Here is a 17428-nt window from a genome sequence, read left to right as displayed (position 1 = left end):
ACGCGGGCATTGTCACCGCGCGCTCCTCTCGTCCATGGGCCAGCAGATGCGGAAACCCCTGGAGCGCTGACAGAACTGACAGAACCTGTCCGCTAGGCCGCTGACCTGCGGTTTCGATAGCCCGGGATCTTGTGACAGAACTCGAAAAAACTCTGACAGAACCTCCCGGGAGGGGGTTCTGTCACCGGGGCCCGCCGGAGGGTCCTGGGGTTCTGTCAGAGTTTCCGGAGGTTTTGTCACAGCCGCGATCACGAGCGTTTGTGCAGGTCAACGGTTTGGGGGTGGGGTTGTGTCAGTTCTGTCAGCGGGTCGGGGGTTTCGTCAGGCTCCGCCTCGGGTGAGGCGGGGGTGGGTGTCGTAGCGGGGTGAGGGGGGCCGGCCGCCGCGGCCGGCGCGTGGGGGCTGGGGCTGCTGGCGGATCCAGCCGTGTTCCTCGAGCAGGGCCAGGGCGGGATCAAGGTCGCCGATGGCGGGGAAGTCCGCCCGGGGCAGGGCCCGGAACAGCTCCCGCTTGGAGAACCCGTCCATCCGGCTGGCGCTCAGGTGGGTCAGGACGGTGTAGGCGGCATCGCGGGCGGGGGCTGCGGTCATGGCGTCGAAGACGTCCAGGGCGTGAGCAGTGAAGTAGTCGCCCAGCTCCGTGGCGGCGGCCATGGTCACAGCCTCGATAGGACGCTGCCACCCGTCCTCGGGGTGGGTGGCCAGGTGAAGCAGTCCGGCGATGCGGGCCACGGCCCCGTCCCGCTTGGATGCCCATTTCACGATCGGGGCGAAGCTTCCCCCCTTGCCCAGACGGGACTCGGTGACCTTCTGGAACGCCAGGATCACCGCGTCAGCCTCGGGGGTCAGGGTCAGGACCGCGGGGTCCGTCCAACCCGCCAGCGCCAGGGTCAGGCCGCCGAGCTTGCGGGCGTAGTGGGCGGTGGTGTCTTCGGAGAGGAGGGTGGGTGAGAGGTTGCGGCTGCCGACCAGGGAGAGGGGTTTGGAGTAGAGGAAGCGGGCGAGGAGCCCGCGTCCGTCGGCCCCGTCGATGCGGGCGAGGGAGTCAAGGACTTCGGGCTGGATGGCCAGGCCAATGGTGACGGCCGGGGAGTCGATGTGCTCGGAGTCCCGGCCCTGGCGGTTGACGCGGACCATGTCCCCGGCGTGGCCTTTGAGGAACATGCCCATGTTCGGGCGGCCGCTGTAGCGGCCGGCGATGATGTCGAACAGTTCCCCTTCTGCGCTCAGGCAGGAGATCCGCCCGTCTTGCTGGGCGAGCAGGGTGCCGATGGTCTCGGGGGTGGCGTCGTCCGCGATGAGCTGCGGCACGGCCGGGACCGTCATCTCCTCCACCTCCTGTGCCAGGGCGACCGCTTCGGCCGTCAGAGCGTCGCGGGTGCTGGGCTCTGCGCTGGCGGCTTTCTGGGCGGCTTTGTCGGCGGCGGTCTTGGCCAGGCGGATGGTGGTCTCCGCTTCGGCCCGTACCGGCCCGGACAGCTCGATCAGGGTCCTCTCCGCGTCGAGGAGCGGGCGGACCATGAGGTCGAACACCGCCGACTTCCGGTTGCCCGGGTCCAGGGCAATGGCGGTGTAGAGGTTCACGGGCTCGCGCCAGTGCCCGCGGATGCAGACCTTGGCCCTACCGCCGGCGGCGGTGGCGATGACCGCAAGCGCCAGGCACCCGGCCAGATCGACGGGCGTCTGCGTCTCCTCCGCGACCCCGCGCACCATGTCCCCCAGCCACGCGGGCAGCGTGGCGACGGGGAACGCCGGCAGGGCGGGGCGGGCCGTGATCGGTACCGGCTCGTCCCACACGGGCCGCAGCGGCTCATTTGGGGGTTCGAGGCTGGACAGCCCGGCCCACAGATCCTCACTGCCGTCGACCGGCTGCGCCGTCATGGTGCTATCGCCTTCCTGTACAGAGGTGGTGGGCTCGATCGGGGGTTCGGTGAAGCAGCCGCAGCCGCCCCAGTCGTCGGGATCCGCCCGGCCGCCCGTGATGCGGGACCGCAGCTCGATCAGAGGCAGAGGCCGGCTGGTGGTGCCGGTGCGCTCGCGCAAGATCGCCACGTCCTTCCCGAGGTGGGCGCGCAGCTGCTGCTCCGCGCGTTCCTCGGCCGCGAACCGGGCCGGGTTGGTCTCGTAGAGCAGCGCCCACTGAGCCTGTCCACCCCGGACGCACGCGCCACCGCAGTTGTTGTGGGGGAAGCCCTGTGCGTACAGGCGCGGGGGCCGCAGCCCACGGGCTTCGGCGCCGCGCAGCAGGTCTTCCTTGTCGAGGTAGGGCGGTTCGCACAAGGGGGCCAGTGCGGTCCAGGGCTGGTAGGCGTGCTGGATGGCGGGCAGGCGGTGCGTTTCGGTCCAGTCGATCCCGAGGTAGACCGCGGTCTGCGCGGGGTCGGTGTGTTCCTCCAGCCACTTACGGCAAGGAATCTGCTTGAGGTACTGGCTGCACGGCGCGATCCGGGAGTTCCCGATGATCCGCCGGTCCCGGAAGACCTCCCACGGGGTCCGCCCGTCCGCAACCTTCACCAGCCGGGCCCCGAGTCCAGCTGCGGCCTCGTCGAGAAACCGGTAAAGGTCCGCGTCCTCCACCTTGGTGTCCGCAAACAGCAACACCACCTCATCAGGCCCATGCTCGTCAACGACACGCTTGGCGGTCGCCCACGAGCCGATCCCCCCGCTCATCATCACCACATGCCGAACGGCAGCGCTCATGCCGCAACCCCCCGCCCATGCTCGGCCCGTAGCAGGCAGACGACCTCGTGCTCGGTGTGGGCTTCGACGAGGAGCAGGACAGCGGGACGCCCGATCGCATCGCGCTCGACACCACACGCGCACCAGCAACGCGCTGAGACCTGCGCAGTCCAGGACGGCGGGGCGACAACGTGCAGACACCCGACCGGCTCATACCGGGTATCCGGCTGCGAGTCAGGGCGAAGAGCTGAAAGGACGCCCTGACGGGCGACGCCCTTCGAGGCGCCCACCCCCGCCCCGAGCTGTTCCTGTACGGCGTCGACCGGGCTGTTCACCGGGCTCCTCCGGTGGGGGGTCACGCGGTCCTCCCCGTGCCGGTGCTGAAGCCGTTGGCCACGGCACGTTCGGCGTAGGGCTCGGGGACACCGACGGAGACGGCGGCCGCGACGATCTGCTGGCCGATGGCGTCCAGGCCGCAGGGGCCGGGGCACTGGGCATGCTGGGCGGCCAGGAAGCACGCCACCCCAAAGGCCGCTGAACCGGCACCCGAATCCCTGTGGCTGAGCACCCGGGCCAGACCCCGCTCCAGACCGGTGCAGACGTACTTTTCGGTGTGCCGGCACCCGGTGGCCACCCTCGTGTCCCACGTGGCCCGGGCCGGGGTTGAAGAGACCACCCCCGCGCGGGCCGGGGTGGTCTCTTCCCTTACGACCAGCGCGCGGACGGCATCCGGCAGATCAGCCATGGCGCCGGCGCCGGGCCCGAGCCAGCGGGCGTAGGACATGCAGGACTTGATGTCCACGTCAGGCAGCACCTTGTTAGCCGACTGCATCGTCCCGCGGTAGATCCAGTGTTCCCCGCGGGTCGTCGTCACAGTCCTGGTGGGCGCCAGGTTGCCGCGAGCCCACGCCACAGCCTGCACGTTATCCAGGTCCACGACGGTCAGCCCTGCCGCGCCGGGGTGATAGGCGACGGCAACGGCCTGCCGCCACGGCCCGGCCCACCGGTGAGACCCCAAGACCTGGGCGCTCGTGGTGGCAGCGGCCCACCCGTGGCAGACAGCTGGACACGAACAGGGGCCCGGACGCTTCATGTTGGGCCGCCCGCCACAAGCGTTGCCGGCGCAGGTCCGGCAGTTCCCAAAGGGAAGCTTCCCCTCGCGCAGAGGCAGCACCGGCACCCCCGCCACCGCGAGCCTCAGCGCAACGTCCAACAGCGGCGGAATACCGATCATGCCGCCACCCCCGAGGTCAGCGTGCGCAGGAGCCAGTCAGGGAGCGGGACCGGGTCCCGGCCGTCAACGACGTGGTACACACCGGCCGGGGCGATGCTGCCCGGGGCGACGGCGTACCCACCCCACGCCCGGACGCGCACACCCGGAATGAGCGGGCCACCGCAGCTGCTGTTCAGCCGGGTGCCCGTCGGAACCGTGAAGTACAGGTGCAGCCCACCATGCGCAGTCCGAACCTGATACGTAGCGGGGACGGGGTGCCCGGCCCCCTCGCAGAGCGCCGTGAGGGCCGCCGCCCCATCACGGGCATCCTCCCTACTCCCCTCACCGGACGGGTCCAGGTCGAGGACGGCCAGGCGGGAGGGGCCGGTGGCGATACCGACGTTGTAGGGACCCACAGTCCACGCGCCAGTGATGCGGTCAGGATCGACGGTCGACCGCGCCTCCCACCCCAGATGCCCGCCGGCGCACGGACCGGCGCCAGGGCAGGACCGCTCATCGTGGAGTGCGGGGATCGTGCTCTCGGGCAGCAGGGGGAAGACATGCCAGTCGCGCAGAGCAGCATCCAGCGCGGCGGCCAGCAGCCGCAGGTGGGGGAAGCCGACGGTCAAGGGCTCGCTCATGTCGCACTCCCAAAGGGCAGGGGCCGCGGGGAGGGTCGCCGGATCGGGGCATGTTGGGTCATGCTGGATTCCTCCAGTTCCGTTCTCAGATGGACTGGGTGGGCCGGGGCGACCGCAGTTCTTTGGCGAGATGCGGCGGTCGCCCCGGGCGTAGCTACAGGTCAGGGTTCGGGTGCACCGGGCAGGGGCCGTCACAGGCGCAGTCCCGGAGCCGGTAGACCGTGTACTGGTGGCGGACGTAGTCGCGGGGCCACTCCCGCACCCCCGCGTCGGGGCCTGAGCCGTACATGTGGCCGAGCACGGCGAGTGCCCATGCAGCGATCTCTGCCGTCTCGGCGGCTTCAGCCGCGATGCCGGGCGGGCAGGTGGCCGCTTCCTGGAGAGCGATCCGGTCGAGTAGGGCGGCCCGCCGCACCCGATACGCCCACGTGGATTCGGAGACGTCCTCGTCGGCCGGGTCTACTTCCAGCCCCATCTCCAAGACGTCGAACATCTCCCGCAGCAGCGACGGCGCGTCGCGGTAGGCGGGGTGGGAGTCGTTGCGGTGGGCGGCGGTGAGGTTCAGGCGGACGCGGTCCCCACCCCGTGCCGGGGCAGTCCGTACGGCCTCGGTGGCGAAGGCGGAGGTCAGAGACTGCTGGACGCGGCCGGCGTCGTCGGGGTCGCAGATGGCGCACATCTCGAACACGAGGTCTCCCTGGGGTTAGAAGGGCGGTTCGTCGCTGGAGCCGTTGGCGGCCCACGGGTCGCGGGCCGCGGTGCGGCGGCGGGGCAGGCGCGGAAGGGGGACGAGGATCCAGCGGCGGTTTTCGTCCCAGCAGGGGCAGGGATCCCACTCGGTCCCGGCGTACTCCCCGGCCTCGTCGCCGTAGTCGTACTCGTGGCCGCCCTCTCCGCCGCAGGCCCGGCAGTCGGGGCGGGGCGTGTCGGTCAGGACGAGGGCCCGGCGGGGCCAGGTCGTGTGCTGGATGCGCAATCGGAGCACGGTGATCTCCTACTTGCTGGTGGGGCGGGCGAGTTTGAGGGTGAGGCCGATTCCGAGGGGCCCGGTGAGTGAGCCGACAATGGCGGCGGTGCGGATGGCGAACTCGAAGAGGGCCAGGGCCGCGGCGGTCATGCCCATCAGGCCGATCGCGATGGCCAGGCCGATGAACACCGGCCGGGTGTAGGAGCGGGGCGGGGGCGGGGCGGCCTGGACGATGACGAAGGGGCGACCGTCGGCCTGGTGGTAGATGTCGGCGGGGATGTGGGGGGCGATGTTGCCTAAGGTCACGTCGGGCGGGGGTGGTTGGCGCATGCGGGGTTCTCCTGTCAGGAGGTGAGGTGGGGGATGGCGTTGGCGATGGCCGCGCAGAGGCTTCGGATGGGGCCGTCGGCGCCGGTGCCGGCGGTGAAGAAGCCGAGGAGGAAGACGGCGAGTGCCGGGCCGAAGCGCAGGGAGCCGGTGCGCAGGAGGAGCACGACGATGAGCGCGAGGACCGCGACAGCGGAAACGGTCAGAGCCATGGGCGTCCCCTATCGGGGTTTCGATTACGGAAGGTGACTGCCGGGGCGGGCCCGTGTGGGCGGCCCACAGGCGGAGAGGAGCGCGCGGACGCGGTGCCCGGGAGGGCCTCTGAGGGGGTTTCGGGGACCGTTTTTGTGGGCGGCCCACGGCCCCACGTGCAGGTGAGGGGCTCCCACAGGGTTGTGGGCGGCCCACAGCGTGTGGGAGCCGCGTGGTGGGCGCCTTGTGGGCGGCCCACAGGGCACGGTCTGGCTACTGTGTGTCGCGTTGGGCGTAGCCGCGGATGGCGGCGGCCAGGGTCTCAGCGAGGTAGCCGGACTTCGGTTCCTTGTCGGTTCCGGCCCGGATGCTGCCCTTGCCGGGCCGCTCGACGCCGACGTCCCGCATGAGGCGGTTGAGTTCCGTGCCCAGGGTGACGGCGTCCATGCCCATGCGGGCGGAGAGGTCGCCGGTGTGCATCCGGCCGCCCGCGGCTACGACGTGCTGGTGGGCTTCGGCCAGGAGCTGCGGGACCGGGTTGGGGCGGTCCTCGGGGGTGCCTGCTTCCTGGACGACGCGTCCGAACTCCGCCCGGATGACGTTGGATTCCCCGCCGGGCGCCTGGTCGTGGTGGCCGGTGGCGGTGCGGGCGGCGTCGAGGATCTGCGAGAGCAGATCGCCGCCGAACCGGGCCGGGCGCTGCGGGAGGCTCTGCGGGCGCGGTCCTCCGGAGGCGATGGGGGCGCTGCTGGTGGTGATCGGGATGCCCTTGATCTCGTCCAGCGGCGGGCGCAGGACTTCCAGGTCTGTGTACGGGCGTGTGGTGGCTGCGAGCTGCTTGGTCTTGTAGAGGCGGGGCAGGATGCGCGCCCATCGGCTCGCGTAGTAGCGGCCGGGCTCGGTGTCGAGGAAGACGGGCTCCAGGCGGGGCCGGCGGTCGGCATACCGGACGCTCAGGCCGCTGATCATCTTGGGTGTGATGCGGTAGGCCTTGAACGGGACCGGGTCGCTGACGATGTCCTCGTCGTTGGGCGCGCAGTAGAAGCCGCAGCCGCGGTAGGGGGCGGCCTTCGGGTTGGTCCGGGCGCCGCCGACGGGGAAGAGGTGGTGGAGTTCCTCGGCATCGGATACGCGCATGCCGACCCGGTTGCGGGACTGCTTCTTCATGGCCGCGGTGATGACGTCCTGCGTGGCGCGCAGGCCGCAGATTCCGACCCGGACCCGGACGGCGCGGCCGGTGTTGACGATGGTGTCGAGCTTGTGCAGCAGCGTCATCGGGAGCTCTGCGATCTCATCCACAAGCAGAACGACCGCGGGGATGTCGGCGTTGACGGCGATCTTGTCGTCTTCGGTGAGCAGGTCCTGATGGCCGCTCTTGCGGGCGGCGATCCCGGCGATGAGCGTGTCACACAGGATGTGGGCCTCTTCGACGGTGTCAGCGCTCCAGTCGATCAGCGGAACGGTGGCGGTGCCATCGACGGCCCAGGAGCGCAGCCAAGGGAGGCTGATGCCAGCGCCGGTGACGTCGATGTGCATGACGACGGCGTCCGCGGTACGCAGAGCTGCGGCGTTGAGGTCGTTGACTGTGTTGGTCTTGCCGGAGCCGATCTGGCCGGTGATCAGGGCGCAGTCATCGACCATGCGTATGCGGACTTCTTCTGCGTCCGGCTGCAGGCCGAGGGGGAAGCCGTCGTAGATGCTGGTGATGCTGGTGTCCTCCGGGCCCAGGGGTAGGTCCACGTCTTCGGCGAGGACGTCTTTGGCCGTGACCCGGATCTGGATTTCGCCATAGACCATGCCGTCGGTGATCTGGATGCCACCGCCGCGCGGCAGGCGCAGGGCCCCGGCAAGGGTGCGGTCGGCGGCGGCGGGGAGTTCGGGGGTGCCTGCGGGCATCTGGACGCGCACGGTGTATCCGACGTCGCCCTTCCAGGGGGTAACGCCGTTGACCTGGTGTCCTTCGAGGCGGAAGAGCTCCGCCAGGAGCTTCTCCCACTCACCGGCCTTGCCGTTGGCCCACTTCTGCAGCCGCCGCTGCACTCGCTCGCTCTTCGCGCTCTCCTCCGCATCGGCCAGACCGCGGGCCGCGACCACCGCGGCCGCCGTCCCGGCCCCCCACCATCCCGCGGTGGACCACGTAAAGGCGGAATGCCCGGCCAGGGCGACGGCGCTCCAGCCGCCGGCGGCCAGCCACGCGACGCACCGCGTGACCATGTGCCCGCGCGGGCGCCGCTGGTAGAGGTCGGCACCGGCCTGAGCGAGTGCCCCGGTTCCGGCGGTCAGCAGTGCGTAGGCGGGCGGGAGATCGGCCAGGCCGCCGGCGGCGGCCAGGCTGTAGGCGCCGCCGGCGGTCATCACGGCCCCGGCGGCGGGGGTGACCCTCCAGCCCCAGTCCAGGCGGGAAGGGCTACTGCGTGCCATCAGGAATCAAGCTCCTTCGTGCTCGGGCGGCCGCGGGCTGGGCACCAAGCTGGTGCCCAGCCCGCGACGGGAGAACAAGGGCTGTGCGGGAAGGGGTGCTGGTCAGGGGGCGTCCCACATGGCTTCGCCCTCTTCGCCGTTGCGCGGCGCCTCATGGCGGCTGATGTCTGGGGCATGCAGGCGCCGGAAGGACGGCATCAGCTCCTGCGCGGCGGACGCCGCCTGCATCAGCAGCGTGTGGACCTCCGCGATCGCGTCCACGACCGCCTTCTCCACCGGGTACCGGTCGTTAGAGCGGACCTGCAGCAGATCCACCGCCGCGGCCACGTTCTCGATCCCATCCGGGATGCCCTCGAACTCCGCCGCGACCTCCCGCATGTGGCCGGGCTCGTAGCGGGCGTAGACATGCGCGATGTCCTGGCACACGGCCACGAAATGCGACGGCTGATGCTGGCTGTAGGAGCCGTCCTGGCGGCGTTCGAGGATGTTCCACATGTGCTCGTTGTTCCGCGGCTCCTCCAGCCGCTTCAGGTCGTGCTCATGGAGCTTGGCGAACAGCGGCCCCACCTCACCGGCCTTCTGCGCGGCCTGGTGGATCAGGGCGTAGACCTGCGCGACCAGGTCCGCCATCTTCGCGTCCGCCGGGTACTTCTCCGCGGTGTTGACCGCCAGCTGGCGCACCGCCTCCGCCGTGGACGTCAGCCCCTCGGGCAGACCCCAGTACTCGGCCGCCACCGCCAGCATCATCGGCGGCTCATACCGGGCGTACGCCTCCCGCACGGCCTCGGTTTCGGTCTTGAAGACGGACACCAGATCTCCTCCGAAGTGGTCATTGGGGAAGGTCAGAGAAGCCGGGAGCGAGCGCCCCGGCTGCGGGAAGACCGTGGCCACATCAGGGCGGGTGGCCTCGGTGAACTTCTCCTTCGCCCGGCGCATCAGCCACCGGTGCACCGCACGCGCGGCCCTCGGCCCCCAAGCCAGGAAGCGATCACCCCAGGCCCTGCCGGTGCGCGGCGCCAGGCGCAGCCACCGCAGCACCACCCCGCAGGTCGCCGCGAGCCCCTTGAACAGCAGACCGGGCACCGCGGCCAGCACGCCCACCGTGCCGGCCGCGAGCTTCGCCCCGGCCGAACGAGCCAGATAGGCCGCCATGGCCAGCCCGTTCCGCGCCAGCCACCGGCGTGCCGTACGGATCCGCTCCCGCAACCCCTGCACGGCAGACGACCGAGCCACACCAGCAGTAGCGCGTCGGAGAGCGGTGCGGCCGCGCAGGGCGGCCCGGCCAGCACGGCGGGCGGCCGCCGCGACCGTAGACCGCAACCGCCCCCGGCCCGAAGCGGCATTCTGCCCGCCACCCGTGGGCTTCCGGGTGTTGCTGCCCTGGCGATCGCGGCCAAGCCGACCAGCCGTGTCGGAAGAGCCACCGCCCTGCCTCGCCCCACGGCGCAGGCCTAGGCGGCCCAGAACCCCGCCCTGCCCGCCACCTGCACTGTGGCGACCTCTCCAGCCACCCGGCCGACCGGCGCCCCCGCCGCCCGCGCCACGGCCCGCACGGCTACCTGAACGGCCACCGGCACCACCGGCAGCAGCACGTGAACGGCCAACCGCAGCACCGGCCTTCCCCCACCCGCCGACGTGCCGCCCACCTGCAGACCCTGCCCCGGACAGCGGCCGGTGCCGCTTGGACAACGACACCCCCCAGCCGCCACGACCACGACCGCCGCCACCATGCTGCGCAGCGCCACCGGTGCCCACAGGGCTGCTGCCGGGCCGGGAAGCAGAACGCCCCTGACGGCCGGAACGGCTACCGCTTATGCCCGTACCCGTCCGGCGGCCTCCTGCAGAGCGATGGCCACCACCGGCGCCGGCGCTCCCGAACACACCGCGGGAGCGCCCCGTCCGGCCCCGGCCCACGCCCCCGCTGGAACCGCCCAGCAGGCCACGGCGATTGCGGCGGGACCGGGCTACCGTGACACCCACTGTCGCCAGGGTGGCCGCGCCGACCACGACACCCGCCGCAGTGAGCGTCCCGGCCAGACCCGCCGACGTGTACAGCGCGGCTGTTCCGGTCGAGACAGCTTCCGCGCCGAACACCGTGGCGGGCAGAACCCGCAGCCCCGCCCCCTGACGGGCACGGGCAGGCTGCTGCTCCTCAGCGGCCTGCGTGACGGTGAACTCGATCGGCACCGCCTGTCCGCCGTCAGCGACGGCCAGGCCAGCGGCAGAGCCTATTTCTTCCGTAGATGCGGGCGGCGATGTCGCCCCCGCAGAACTCGTGTTGGACACTGGCCTCGCTCCTTAAGGAGTGGAGAGGGGAGGCCCGGCCGGGCCCTGAGAAAGCAGGCCGGACCTCCCTGCCTGTATGGCTTGGTGCAGATAGGCCGGTCAGCGGCGAGGCAGCTGATGACCTGGGTGAGCGGCTGCAATCTCCTGCCACCGGCGGCTCTCCGCCGCATCCACCCCCGTCACCCGCACGATGTACCGGCACCCCGGCGCCTTGCACCGGTGCGTCGTGACAGCGAACATCTCGGTGAGGTGAAGCGTCGCGGCGCTGATGGTCCCGGACACCGCCACCACGCAGGACAGCGTCAGCGACCACGGCAGGCCGTACGGGCTCAGGCGGGCCCACATGGCCACCGCCATCCCCGCACCGGCGCACAGGGCGATGGCGATGCGTATGTGCCGGGTGGCCATTACGCGGCTCCCGTGGGGAGGGCGTCGGGTTCCAGGGCGAAGTACAGGACCGCGAGCGGCGTGCCGTATTCGTCTGCGAGCTGCTGCGTCAGGTGGCGGAAGCACATGGCGCGGGTGAAGCCGGCAGGCACGTCGAGGATCGCGTCACGGGTGTTGAGGACGCCGTCGCGGGTCTGCACGGTGGTGATGTAGTGGAAGCTGGTCACCTGCGGCGTAGCGGCCGCAGGGGTGGTGGTCTGGGTCGTCACTGCTGATCTCCAGGGTTGGTGGATGGTTCAGGCGACGTGCTGGTCTGTGGCGTAGGCGCAGGTCACGCACTCCCCGAGTGAGGTGGGGATGCAGTAGCCGGCGTCCGTCTGGCAGGTGGGGCAGGTGCGGCGGGCGCGCATCGCCGCGGCCAGTGCCGCTATGCGGCCCGGGGTCATCGGGCGTACGGGCAGGGCCTGGTCGATGCGGTAGAGGTAGCCGACCAGCACCCCGGCCTTGCGGCGGCGGGAACGGCGCATCACCTGCGCGGCAACCGGCTGTCCGCCCGGGCGTAGGCCGCGGGCGCGGAGTTGGCGGCGGGTGGCCAGCCCGTCCGGGGCCAGGCGCCACGGGTACGTCGGTATCCCGTGCGTGGCCCCGGTCGGGTCGTAGCAGCCGCCGAACGCGGCGGACATCAGCCGAGGTGGTGGTAAGCCGCCCGGCATTCCGCGGCGTGGGCGTTGGCCCTGTGGCGAGTGAAGACGAGGTAGTTGTCGGCAGGGCTGTCGGGGGCTCCGTAGCCGCGGCAGATCCAACGGGAGTTTTCCCCGTAGGTCTTGCCGGTGACGTCGACCGCGGAGCCGACGAGGTTACGCATCCGGATGAGCAGGTCACCCGATTCCGCGGGCGCGGTGTACGGGGAGAGCTTCATGAGGCTGCTCCTGTGAGAGACAGAGGTGAGAGGCCCGGCGGGGCGCGGCGGGCGCCCAGAGCCCGTTTCTGATCCGGCGGGATAGATCAGCTCCAGTCGACGCTGCCCGGACCGTTCCGGCGCTCGTAGTCGTCCCAGAAGCGGGCGCTGCGCTCCTTGCTTTCGCGCTGGGCGGCCTTGAAGCGGGCGGTGAGGTCCTTGTCGAGGGCCTCCGTGCGCTCACGGCTCTTGCGGTCCGCCCGCGACTCCCTGTGCGGCGGCTCAGCGCCCTGCGGATACTTCGGGGTGAACAGGCCCATGACGGGCTCCTCTCGATGCGGCTCGTGAATTGGAAACAGGCAGTCAGTGCGGTTCGAGAGCTCTGTGCCGACCGGGCGGCGGGCCGTGCCGGGGGTCAGGCTGCGTGGGAGGCGCGTGGCTGCGCGGCGAGCTGCGCGGCGCGCGCGGCGCGGAAGTCCTTGACCCAGTTGCGGGCGTTACCGGGGTCGATGCCGAAGCGCTCCGCGAGGTCCGCGGCCGCCGGCTCGGCCGGCTCGTTGGCGGCGGTCAGGCAGTGCAGGTAGTAGGTCCAGCCCTGCTGCTTGGCCGGGCTCTTCCACACCGGCCCGTCACCGTTCAGGGCGGTCTCCGGGGCGTGCGGGCGCAGGGCTGCCAGCTCGCCCATCAGGCGGTCGCGCAGCAGGGTCGCTTCCTGGGTCGCTCGGCTGAGCTGCTGAAACGCTTGCTGCTGGGCATTGATCTGGCCCTGCAGGGCGTCCCGCGCGCTTGCCGCGCGCTGCCGCGCATCTTCATGCTCGGCAGCATCCTTGCGGACCTGATCAGCGTCCTCCCGTGCCCGCCGGAGGATGGTGCCGGCCTCGGTGCGGGCATCGGTCAGGAGTCGTTCCGCGCGCTGCCGCGCGGTCTCCTCCTCTCGCCGCGCGCCTTCCGCGCGCTGACGCGCGGCCTCGGCCTGAGCGCTGGTGCCCTCCTGCCGGGAGACAAGATCCTCATACTCCCCGCGGGCGCGCTCCAGCTCGTCCCGGGCGGCGGCGAGTTCGTCTACCGCGCGCTTCCGCGCGTCCTCGGCATTCTGCCGCGCACTCTCCGCGCGCTGCCGCTCCTCTTCCGCGCGCTCGGCCAGGGCCGAGGACTCGATACGGCGCGCGGCCGGGGTCACTGCGAGATCCTCGATCAGCTCCAGGACCGCGGGCGCGTCGCGGTAGTCGAGGCGTGCGACCTCTTCCGCGCGGGTGATCGCGGCCAGACGGCGCACCAGAGCCAGCGCCTGAGCGCCGTCGGTGGCCACGTCTGCGCGGTCCAGGGCCTTCTGGGCCTTGCCGCGCAGCTTCTCCGTGCGCCGCTGTGTCCGTCGCCGGGCCCTCGGCCGCAACCCGGCGTCCGGGGATTCCAGGGCGAGGCGGAGGCGGTAGACGCGGAGTGCCGCGCGCTGCGCGAGGGCGGCGCGGGCGATGGCGGATGAGGAGGAGCGGGCGTCCAGCCCGAGCAGGGCGAACAGGCCGGACCAGGCGTGCTGCCACAGCAGCGCCACCAGCCGGGCCGGGCCCGGCCGCGCATTCTCCTCGTCCGGCCGCTGGTGGTGGAGCTTGCTGCGCAGCTGCAGCTCGATCAGCCACGCCGCCAGCGCCGGCACCGCCGCCAGTACCGGACGCGCCCACCAGTTCGGGGCGTGGACGGCGTTCATGGCGGCGGAGAAGCCGACCTGCATCCAGGCCGTGCGGTGCATCAGCCGCAGCTCACGCGTCCACCCCGCCGCCGGATCGGCCGTGCGGTACATCTGGACCAGCAGCGTCATCTCCGCGGCATCGAACACCGCGATAAACGCCACCGCCAGCACGTGAGACAGGTTGCTGGTCGTGGTGGCGAACCCCCACAGGCCGTGAACGCTGACGGCCACGCCGCCCAGCGCCACCACGGCCTGAGGGCCGATCCCCGCCAGCCACTCCGACTTCCGCAGCCTGCCCAGCACCACCACCAACAGCGCCAGCACAACCGCCCCTGCACCCGCCAGCACCGGCCACGGCAGACCGGCCAGGGCGGCGACGCCGGGGATCACTCGGGGCCCCCGGCCCGCGCAGGCAGGACTTCGGCGGTGGCGATCAGCCGCACCGGCGTCGCCGGGTCGTCGGGATCGTCGCTGTCCTCGATCCACTCCCAGCAGCATCCCGGAGCCACCTGGTAGCCCAGCTCCGCCAGCGCCCGCTCCCGCTCAACCGGCGTGGGCACCGGATCCGAGCGGCCCCAGTCAGCCTCCGGCCACCACGACACCGGCACACCCAGCAGCACGACATAGAGCTGCCACCGGCCGGAGGTGTTGGCCATCTGGGCCCTGAACGGTGTGGCCATCAGGCCACCTCCCCAGCTGTACGGCCGTCGGCCGGGACCCGTACGGCCTTGAGCGTGGCGTCGTCGAGGACGGCCGGCCGGGTGTAGTCGTCGCGGATCAGGTGCGGGTCGAGGTCGAGGAACTGGTGCCGCTGCTCCGCCAACTGCCCGGCGCGGTAACGGCGCGGGTGCAGACGGCGGTAGAGGCGGTGGCTCAGCGCGGTCATCGTGCACCTCCGGGAAGGGGAGTCGTGCCGGGACGGCCGGTGCGGCGGCTGTTCGTGGTGGTCATCTCCGGGACGGGACCGTCGGCGATCCGCCACCCGCCCCCGTCACGCTTGGCCGCGTACATGGCCTCATCGGCGCGGCGTAGCGCGCGACTCAGCTCCACCTGGGGCAGGCCGCCGTGCACGAACGCGCCGGTCGAGGCGCCGACGGCGAGTGTGGTGTCCCGGTGGAGGACGGGTTCGCGCAGGGCGGTGTCGAGAGCGCGCAGGTGGCCCGGCAGATGGGCGGGTGTCACCAGCCGGGCCGTTGCGGCGAACTCATCCCCGCCCAGGCGCCCAGCGGTGCCGTCCAGTGAGGACGCCCAGTACCGCAGCCGCTGCGCGAGGGCGACGAGCAGCGCGTCTCCGGCGGCATGGCCGTGGCGGTCGTTGACGGCTTTGAAGCCGTCCAGGTCCACCACGAGTGCGGCCATGCTGCCCGGGCGGCGCAGGTCGCGTCGCGCGACGTGCGTGAACAGTTCGCGGCCCGGCAGGCCGGTCAGCGCGTCCAGGCGCGCCCGCGCCAGACGACGGCGCAGCAGCAGCATGTGCGCCGACCAACCCGCCACCAGCGGAGCGGCCGTCCCGCCAGCTGCAAGAACGTGGAAGGCATCCATCACGCCGCCTCCGATCCCGCGGCAGCGCGGCTCGCCAGCCACCGGATGATCTCGACCAGCACCCGCCGCTCCGCCCGGCGCAGACGCTTCACGTCCACGCCCGTCAGCGGCCTGTCGAGCAGGGCAACCTCAACATCGAGCAGGGCAACCTCCGCCTGAATCAGCGGCATCTCCCGCTCGATGGCATTCAGATCAGCGTCGGTCGGCTCCCGATCCGACAGCGGTAAGACTCCCGCCACACGGGCGGGATCCGGGAAGATGGGGTTCACGGGGTCGTGCTCCCTTCAGCAGGAACGGCCCTTGCGGTCCCGGTGTTGGCCCACCGGGACCGCGCCGTTTGATGGTGGTTGTCAGCGCTCGACGACCGGCTTCTGCAGGTCGAGGCCGGTCAGCCGCAGTCGGTGGCGGAGAGGCCGTGACGGCGCTCCCACTCCCGGATGCATCCCTGCGTGATCTGCCGGGTGACCGGGTCGGGCTCTCCCTGGTGCTGCTCGATCGCGGCGGCGAGTTCCTCGTCCGTGAAGTTCGGGACGGTCTTGTTCGGCCACGTGACGGACATGCGGCTCTCCTCATCTGTGTGATCGGTTCCGGGCCGATCCCGGCTCCCCTCAACCCCGCCCGTCCGGCCGCCGCGCGATGCGCGGGCCGAACGGGCAGAGGAGGCAACCGCCGCAGCACCTGTGCTGCAGTCCCGTTGGACATCACCAGGCCGGGCCCGTCCTCGGGCGGCCGGTGGTGGGTGACGCGAAGGACGTCCTGCCGGGCCGGTCCAGCCGGGCAGGCGTCTCAGGTCTTCGTCGGAACACGCTGTCCTCCCAATCGAGGAGCGGTACACGGGCTTCGCTGGCCGGCCGTTGCCACGGCTGATCAGCCCCGAGCCCGGGAAGTCGGGTGCGTCATCGTCACTGCTCTGACGCGAGCAGGGCAGCGCATACCAGGTGGCAACCAAGGGGCTGACCTCCAGCAGTGAAGGGATGATCCCCAGGGCTGTTCTCCAGAGCTGATACGCGGACAGGACAGGTTCACCTGCCACAAAGGGGCTGCCGACGACCATCGCCCGGGCCGCCACGGGGACGGGGACTCTCACCCCGTCGACTCGACACACTGTTCAGTTCTCAAGCAACAGCCCTCCCCGACAGCGCGCTAACCCCTGGTCAAAGGAGCTCCCGTCCTCACGGGACCGCCGGGCGTTAGTGCAGGTCAAACTGGCTCACACCTCGAATGCGAGATATGTATTACCTACCTCGTATCGTGCCGATGACGGTTCGCGGCGTCAACCCCTTCGTGAGATCCCGCCGGCAAACCCTCTGGCGTTCGGCGCGTCTACAGACTCCACGCCACGAGCGAGACAAGTAACCGCGCTGGTAGACGTGTTGGAGACGTCTCAACTACCGTCAAGACGTCCCAGCACGTCCCAACCTCAGGAGTGCAGCATGACCAACGAGCGACTTCGTGGGGCGATCGTGGAGGCTGGCCTGACCCTGGAGAAGGTCGCAGATCATCTCGACGTGAACGTCAAGACTGTGGAGCGGTGGATCAACGGCGGGCGCGCGCCGTACAACAGGCACAAGTACGCCGCAGCCGCTCTCCTACGCCGCGAGGTGACCTACCTCTGGCCAGACAAGCGCACGGCTTCCGAAGTAACCGCGGTGGGGCAGGCCGAGTTGGTCAAGATCTATCCCCACCGCAATGTCGTGCCGGGCCCCCTCTGGCCCAAGCTGTACGCACAGGCAACGCGACAGTTCGACGTCCTCACTTACTCCGCCTTCTGGCTGACTGAGGACCTAGAGTTCCACCGGATCGTGAAGGAGAAGTCTGCCGCCGGCCTACACATGCGATTCATCTTCGGCGACCCGGACTCTGCGGCTGTCGCCGTTCGAGGCGAGGAAGAGGGGGTAGGGAACGCGCAAGCGAGCAAGACCCGCAACGCCCTCGTGAACTGCGCTCCGCTCTTCGGGCTGCCCGGTGTGGAATTTCGACTCCACGGCACCACGTTATACAACTCGATCTATCGAGCCGATGACGAGATGCTCACCAACACCCATGTCTACGGCATCAGCGCTTGGCTTGCCCCGGTTCTCCACATCCAGCGAGTGCCCGGCGGTGAATTATTCGACACCTACGCCGAGAGCATCGAACGAGTCTGGGAGTCCGCCCGCCAAATTTCGTCCCCCAAAGAATGTTGAGG

21 protein-coding genes are annotated in these 17428 nt (G+C 70.9%); 1 reads left to right on the top strand and 20 read right to left on the bottom strand.

Features of this window, described 5'->3' with window-relative positions:
* Window positions 1–321: 321 nt before the first annotated feature.
* From AS857_RS29845 to AS857_RS40135, 20 genes are all read right to left on the bottom strand, one after another.
* Window positions 322–1881, bottom strand: a complete 1560-nt coding sequence (locus tag AS857_RS29845) for a YfjI family protein (RefSeq protein WP_058047159.1) — start codon at window positions 1879–1881, stop codon at window positions 322–324.
* Window positions 1882–3034: 1153 nt separating this feature from the next.
* Window positions 3035–3913, bottom strand: a complete 879-nt coding sequence (locus AS857_RS29835; protein WP_058046274.1) for a bifunctional DNA primase/polymerase — start codon at window positions 3911–3913, stop codon at window positions 3035–3037.
* A complete protein-coding gene (locus AS857_RS29830) occupies window positions 3910–4533 on the bottom strand; it encodes a bifunctional DNA primase/polymerase (protein ID WP_058046273.1) in 624 nt (207 codons plus the stop codon). The genes AS857_RS29835 and AS857_RS29830 overlap by 4 nt, the downstream gene beginning before the upstream one ends.
* Before the next feature lie 154 nt (window positions 4534–4687).
* Window positions 4688–5221 (bottom strand): hypothetical protein, encoded by a 534-nt coding sequence (locus AS857_RS29825; RefSeq protein ID WP_058046272.1) that lies wholly within the window; start codon window positions 5219–5221, stop codon window positions 4688–4690.
* A 15-nt stretch (window positions 5222–5236) separates the two neighbouring features.
* The gene (locus tag AS857_RS29820) at window positions 5237–5518 is read right to left on the bottom strand and encodes a hypothetical protein (RefSeq protein WP_058046271.1); all 282 of its coding nucleotides are present in this window, start codon (window positions 5516–5518) and stop codon (window positions 5237–5239) included.
* Between the two features lie 9 nt (window positions 5519–5527).
* Complete coding sequence (locus AS857_RS29815; protein WP_063804381.1) at window positions 5528–5830, bottom strand: hypothetical protein; 303 nt, start codon at window positions 5828–5830, stop codon at window positions 5528–5530.
* Window positions 5831–5844: 14 nt separating this feature from the next.
* Window positions 5845–6039, bottom strand: coding sequence for a hypothetical protein (locus AS857_RS29810; protein WP_058046269.1), 195 nt, complete (start codon window positions 6037–6039; stop codon window positions 5845–5847).
* Window positions 6040–6292: 253 nt separating this feature from the next.
* A complete protein-coding gene (locus tag AS857_RS29805) occupies window positions 6293–8440 on the bottom strand; it encodes a hypothetical protein (RefSeq protein ID WP_058046268.1) in 2148 nt (715 codons plus the stop codon).
* A 102-nt stretch (window positions 8441–8542) separates the two neighbouring features.
* Window positions 8543–9673, bottom strand: coding sequence for a hypothetical protein (locus AS857_RS29800; protein ID WP_144440906.1), 1131 nt, complete (start codon window positions 9671–9673; stop codon window positions 8543–8545).
* 1152 nt (window positions 9674–10825) lie between these two features.
* Window positions 10826–11134 carry a hypothetical protein gene (locus tag AS857_RS29795; RefSeq protein ID WP_058046266.1) on the bottom strand — a complete coding sequence of 103 codons (309 nt, stop codon included), beginning with the start codon at window positions 11132–11134 and terminating at the stop codon, window positions 10826–10828.
* Window positions 11134–11382, bottom strand: a complete 249-nt coding sequence (locus AS857_RS29790) for a hypothetical protein (RefSeq protein ID WP_058046265.1) — start codon at window positions 11380–11382, stop codon at window positions 11134–11136. Before AS857_RS29790 ends, AS857_RS29795 begins: the two co-directional genes overlap by 1 nt.
* 27 nt (window positions 11383–11409) lie before the next feature.
* Window positions 11410–11796: an RRQRL motif-containing zinc-binding protein gene (locus tag AS857_RS29785; protein ID WP_058046264.1), complete on the bottom strand. Its 387-nt coding sequence runs from the start codon at window positions 11794–11796 to the stop codon at window positions 11410–11412.
* Window positions 11796–12032, bottom strand: a complete 237-nt coding sequence (locus AS857_RS29780) for a hypothetical protein (protein WP_058046263.1) — start codon at window positions 12030–12032, stop codon at window positions 11796–11798. The genes AS857_RS29785 and AS857_RS29780 overlap by 1 nt, the downstream gene beginning before the upstream one ends.
* Before the next feature lie 86 nt (window positions 12033–12118).
* Window positions 12119–12331: a hypothetical protein gene (locus AS857_RS29775; protein ID WP_058046262.1), complete on the bottom strand. Its 213-nt coding sequence runs from the start codon at window positions 12329–12331 to the stop codon at window positions 12119–12121.
* 95 nt (window positions 12332–12426) lie between these two features.
* On the bottom strand, window positions 12427–14088 hold the full coding sequence (locus tag AS857_RS29770) for a coiled-coil domain-containing protein (protein WP_058046261.1): 1662 nt from the start codon (window positions 14086–14088) through the stop codon (window positions 12427–12429).
* Window positions 14085–14378 carry a DUF6303 family protein gene (locus AS857_RS29765; protein WP_058046260.1) on the bottom strand — a complete coding sequence of 98 codons (294 nt, stop codon included), beginning with the start codon at window positions 14376–14378 and terminating at the stop codon, window positions 14085–14087. The genes AS857_RS29770 and AS857_RS29765 overlap by 4 nt, the downstream gene beginning before the upstream one ends.
* Complete coding sequence (locus AS857_RS29760; protein ID WP_058046259.1) at window positions 14378–14584, bottom strand: hypothetical protein; 207 nt, start codon at window positions 14582–14584, stop codon at window positions 14378–14380. Before AS857_RS29760 ends, AS857_RS29765 begins: the two co-directional genes overlap by 1 nt.
* Window positions 14581–15240 (bottom strand): GGDEF domain-containing protein, encoded by a 660-nt coding sequence (locus tag AS857_RS29755; RefSeq protein ID WP_058046258.1) that lies wholly within the window; start codon window positions 15238–15240, stop codon window positions 14581–14583. Before AS857_RS29755 ends, AS857_RS29760 begins: the two co-directional genes overlap by 4 nt.
* Entirely contained in the window at window positions 15240–15500 is a 261-nt protein-coding gene (locus AS857_RS29750) for a DUF6284 family protein (protein ID WP_058047158.1), read from the bottom strand. The genes AS857_RS29755 and AS857_RS29750 overlap by 1 nt, the downstream gene beginning before the upstream one ends.
* Window positions 15501–15628: 128 nt before the next feature.
* Window positions 15629–15799 carry a hypothetical protein gene (locus AS857_RS40135; RefSeq protein WP_160330279.1) on the bottom strand — a complete coding sequence of 57 codons (171 nt, stop codon included), beginning with the start codon at window positions 15797–15799 and terminating at the stop codon, window positions 15629–15631.
* 874 nt (window positions 15800–16673) lie between these two features.
* On the opposite strand from AS857_RS40135, the gene AS857_RS29745 reads away from it, so the two are divergent.
* Window positions 16674–17426, top strand: coding sequence for a helix-turn-helix domain-containing protein (locus AS857_RS29745; RefSeq protein WP_058046257.1), 753 nt, complete (start codon window positions 16674–16676; stop codon window positions 17424–17426).
* The last annotated feature ends 2 nt before the right edge of the window (window positions 17427–17428 follow it).

The sequence above is a fragment of the Streptomyces roseifaciens genome (assembly GCF_001445655.1).
Classification (GTDB): Bacteria; Actinomycetota; Actinomycetes; order Streptomycetales; family Streptomycetaceae; genus Streptomyces; species Streptomyces aureoversilis.
This window is presented reverse-complemented; position numbering and strand designations above follow the sequence as displayed.

What these genes read in the sequence shown, in the direction of transcription:
- AS857_RS29755 (WP_058046258.1), bottom strand. Translation starts at nt 15,240, where the DNA reads ATGGATGCCTTCCACGTTCTTGCAGCTGGCGGGACGGCCGCTCCGCTG.
- AS857_RS29835 (WP_058046274.1), bottom strand. Translation starts at nt 3,913, where the DNA reads ATGATCGGTATTCCGCCGCTGTTGGACGTTGCGCTGAGGCTCGCGGTG.
- AS857_RS29780 (WP_058046263.1), bottom strand. Translation starts at nt 12,032, where the DNA reads ATGAAGCTCTCCCCGTACACCGCGCCCGCGGAATCGGGTGACCTGCTC.
- AS857_RS29785 (WP_058046264.1), bottom strand. Translation starts at nt 11,796, where the DNA reads ATGTCCGCCGCGTTCGGCGGCTGCTACGACCCGACCGGGGCCACGCAC.
- AS857_RS29815 (WP_063804381.1), bottom strand. Translation starts at nt 5,830, where the DNA reads ATGCGCCAACCACCCCCGCCCGACGTGACCTTAGGCAACATCGCCCCC.
- AS857_RS29775 (WP_058046262.1), bottom strand. Translation starts at nt 12,331, where the DNA reads ATGGGCCTGTTCACCCCGAAGTATCCGCAGGGCGCTGAGCCGCCGCAC.
- AS857_RS29760 (WP_058046259.1), bottom strand. Translation starts at nt 14,584, where the DNA reads ATGACCGCGCTGAGCCACCGCCTCTACCGCCGTCTGCACCCGCGCCGT.
- AS857_RS29795 (WP_058046266.1), bottom strand. Translation starts at nt 11,134, where the DNA reads ATGGCCACCCGGCACATACGCATCGCCATCGCCCTGTGCGCCGGTGCG.
- AS857_RS29830 (WP_058046273.1), bottom strand. Translation starts at nt 4,533, where the DNA reads ATGAGCGAGCCCTTGACCGTCGGCTTCCCCCACCTGCGGCTGCTGGCC.
- AS857_RS29745 (WP_058046257.1), top strand. Translation starts at nt 16,674, where the DNA reads ATGACCAACGAGCGACTTCGTGGGGCGATCGTGGAGGCTGGCCTGACC.
- AS857_RS29805 (WP_058046268.1), bottom strand. Translation starts at nt 8,440, where the DNA reads ATGGCACGCAGTAGCCCTTCCCGCCTGGACTGGGGCTGGAGGGTCACC.
- AS857_RS29765 (WP_058046260.1), bottom strand. Translation starts at nt 14,378, where the DNA reads ATGGCCACACCGTTCAGGGCCCAGATGGCCAACACCTCCGGCCGGTGG.
- AS857_RS29845 (WP_058047159.1), bottom strand. Translation starts at nt 1,881, where the DNA reads ATGACGGCGCAGCCGGTCGACGGCAGTGAGGATCTGTGGGCCGGGCTG.
- AS857_RS40135 (WP_160330279.1), bottom strand. Translation starts at nt 15,799, where the DNA reads ATGTCCGTCACGTGGCCGAACAAGACCGTCCCGAACTTCACGGACGAG.
- AS857_RS29810 (WP_058046269.1), bottom strand. Translation starts at nt 6,039, where the DNA reads ATGGCTCTGACCGTTTCCGCTGTCGCGGTCCTCGCGCTCATCGTCGTG.